A 2,980-nucleotide genomic window follows, 5' to 3' on the forward strand; every position below is an offset into this window, starting at 1 on the left:
GTCAGGCCGCTGCGGGGTCCATGTGGCGCAGCTCGAAGAAGTTGCCTTCGGTGTCGCGGCAGTACGCGACCCAGCCGACGCCGGGGATGGTGACCTTCGGGGACAGGATCGAGCCGCCGTTGCCGGTCACCGCCTGGATGTCGGCGTCGATCGCGGTGGACTGGATGCCGACCATGAAGCCGTTGAGCAGCGGGGACTGCACCGGGCCGGGCCGCTTCATCAGCGTGCCCGCCAGGCCCGGCTGGTCCGCGGTGCCCGTGTTGATGAGCCAGTACTCGTCGGTGCCGGCCCAGGTGCCGCCCCACTTCTCGATCTCCCAGCCGAACGTCTTGCTGTAGAAGGCGGCGGCCCGCTCGATGTCGTCGGCCTGGATGGTGAAGTAGACGATGCCTGCCATGCTCAACTCCTTGGGTGGTGACGGTGGGTGGGGTGGGTCCGCACCGTGGTGCGGGTCAACGGATGGCCCGGTTCCGGAAGGACCGGATGCCGAGGGTGAAGAACAGCGCGCAGAAACCGACGAGACCGGCCAGGGCCCAGCCGATCGGCAGCGTCTGCACCGCCTGGCCGTCGGACAGGTGCGGGATCATGGCGTACCGCAGCCCCTCCGCGGAGTACGTGAGCGGGTTGAACAGCGTGACGACCTGGAAGCCGCGCAGCACGTGCAGGTCGTGCCAGGCGTACTGCAGGCAGCCGGTGAACAGCATCGGCGTGAAGAGCACCGCGAAGGCCAGCGCGATCTGCTCGGCCGGCACCACGGTGCCCATGACCAGGCCGAGGCTCGCGCCGACGATCGCGGTCAGCACGACCAGCCCGATGAGCAGCGGGATCGCGTCGGTGCGGACCTGGTACTCGTCGCCGAGGATCAGGTATGCCAGCGGGAAGATGATCACCGCGCTGATGAGCCCACGCAGGGTGGCGAACAGGATCTTCTCCACCACGATCGCCCACACCGGCGCCGGCGACAGCAGCCGGTCGTCGATCTCGCGGGTGAAGCCGAGGTCGAGCGAGAGCGGCAGCATGACGCCCTGGACGGCGGCCAGGAACACGGTGAGCGTCACCACGCCGGGCAGGAGCACGGCGCCGTAGCCCGCCGACGCGATGCCGACCTTCGGCAGCACGACGCCGAAGATGAACAGGTAGAACAGCGGCTGCATGAAGGCCTGGAGGATGAACGCGACGAACTCGCGCCCGGTGACGAGCAGGTCCCGGCGCAGGATGGCCAGGAACGCGCCGGTGGCCAGGGCCGTGGTGCCTCGCCGCGGCGCTGGTGGCGTGATGGTCTGCGAGGCGGTCACGCGCGCAGGTTCCTTCCGGTCATGTGGATGAAGACGGTTTCCAGGCTCGGCGAGCTGACCCGCAGGTCGCGCACGGTCGCCCCGTGCTCGGCCACCGCGCGGATGATGTCCGGGACCAGGTCGACGGCGTTCTGGGAGTACACCCGGAACACCGACCGGTCCTTGTCCTCCTCGGCGGCCTCGGCCCGGTCGACCTGCTCGACGCCGGGCAGCGCCCGCAGCCGGTCGGCGACGGCCTCCCCGGCCCCGCCGTCGGCGACGTCGACCTCGATCAGGTTCCCGCCGGGGACCTGCTTCTTCAGGGCCTCCGGGGTGTCCACGACCAGCACCTTGCCGTGATCGACGATCGCGACCCGGTCGCACAGCGACTCGGCCTCGTTCATGTCGTGCGTGGTCAGCACGATCGTGATGCCCTGCTGGTGCAGCGTGCGGATCCGCTCCCACAGGAAGTGCCGGGTCTGCGGGTCGAGGTTGTTCGTGGGTTCGTCCAGGAACAGCACGTCCGGGTCGTGCATGAGCGCCCGGGCGAGCATCAGCCGCTGCGCCATGCCGCCGGAGTAGCGCGGCACCTTCTCCTTCGCCCGATCGGCCAGCCCGAGCTCCTCCAGCAGCCTGTCGGCCCGCGCCTCCCGCTCGGCGCGCGGGACGCCGTGGTACGCGGCGTGGAAGGTCAGCACCTCACGGGCCCGCAGGCTCCGGTCGAGGTTGTTGATCTGCGGCAGGACGGCGATGCGCGGCTTGACCCGCTGGACGTCACGCACGTCGATGCCGGCGATCCGGGCGATCCCGCCGGTCGGCGCGACCGCCGTGGTGAGGATGCCCAGCAGCGTGGTCTTGCCGGCGCCGTTCGGGCCGAGCAGCCCGAAGATCTCGCCGCGGCGGACCGTGAGCGACACCCCGTCGACCGCGTTCGTCTCCGCCTTCGGGTACCGCTTGACGACGTCGACGACCTCGACCGCGGCATCGGCGTCGGGCGCGGCGGTCACGCCCTGGGTGTTCTGCAGCGACTGGGTCACGTCACGTTCTCCGATCCGTCGGTCACCACGAAGACCTCGTCCGCGTGCCGGCGGATGTATCCGGCCACGCCGTCGAGCGACGCGGCGTCGGCCCGGCGGTAGTCCTCGTCGAGCTGCCGCATGGTCTGCGGGTCGAGCAGCAGGAGCATGGCGGCGGTGCGCTCCCAGTCCCACTCGCGCGTGCCGGTCCCCGTCTCGGCAGCGGCGAGCGCGGCCTGCGCCCGTTCGATCTCGGCCCGGAAGCGCCGGGTGATCGCGAGCATCTCCTGGTCGTCCAGCTCGCTGAGGCTGCGGTCCAGCAGCGTCCAGAAGTCCGGATCGACGGTGCGGTGCGGCAGCTCGGCGCAGAACCCGGTCAGCGCGTGCCGGCCGTGGATGAACAGGATCCAGTAGCCGAACAGGGCGCTGCGCACGGTGTCGAGCCGGCGCACCACCTCCTTGCGCCCATCGAGGCTGACCACGCCCATCATCCGAACGGTCGGTGAGGTGGCGCGGGCGAGCAGTTCGCCTGCGGTGAGTCCGGCCAGTTGCGCCCGCGGGATCGTGGGCAGACCGTCACCGCCGGGCGTGGTCGCGGGCTCCGAGGGTTGGAGCATGAGGCTCCGGTCCTTTCTGTGTCTGGTACGGGGATTTCGGTGCAGCTGGGGGCATGCACCCCGGCCGGCTGGG

Annotated in this window: 4 protein-coding genes; all 4 read right to left on the reverse strand. The window is 70.6% G+C overall.

Features of this window, described 5'->3' with window-relative positions:
* Nucleotide 1: 1 nt before the first annotated feature.
* The 4 genes from AB0K00_RS50185 to AB0K00_RS50200 are packed head-to-tail and all read right to left on the reverse strand — an operon-like array spanning nucleotide 2 to nucleotide 2,907.
* On the reverse strand, nucleotides 2-397 hold the full coding sequence (locus AB0K00_RS50185) for a VOC family protein (protein ID WP_363537691.1): 396 nt from the start codon (nucleotides 395-397) through the stop codon (nucleotides 2-4).
* A gap of 55 nt (nucleotides 398-452) precedes the next feature.
* Nucleotides 453-1,295, reverse strand: a complete 843-nt coding sequence (locus AB0K00_RS50190; protein WP_363537693.1) for an ABC transporter permease — start codon at nucleotides 1,293-1,295, stop codon at nucleotides 453-455.
* Nucleotides 1,292-2,311, reverse strand: a complete 1,020-nt coding sequence (locus tag AB0K00_RS50195; RefSeq protein WP_363537695.1) for an ABC transporter ATP-binding protein — start codon at nucleotides 2,309-2,311, stop codon at nucleotides 1,292-1,294. The genes AB0K00_RS50190 and AB0K00_RS50195 overlap by 4 nt, the downstream gene beginning before the upstream one ends.
* A complete protein-coding gene (locus AB0K00_RS50200) occupies nucleotides 2,308-2,907 on the reverse strand; it encodes a hypothetical protein (RefSeq protein ID WP_363537697.1) in 600 nt (199 codons plus the stop codon). The genes AB0K00_RS50195 and AB0K00_RS50200 overlap by 4 nt, the downstream gene beginning before the upstream one ends.
* Nucleotides 2,908-2,980: the final 73 nt, after the last annotated feature.

The organism is Dactylosporangium sp. NPDC049525 (assembly GCF_040676755.1).
In the GTDB taxonomy this organism is placed as follows: Bacteria; Actinomycetota; Actinomycetes; order Mycobacteriales; family Micromonosporaceae; genus Dactylosporangium.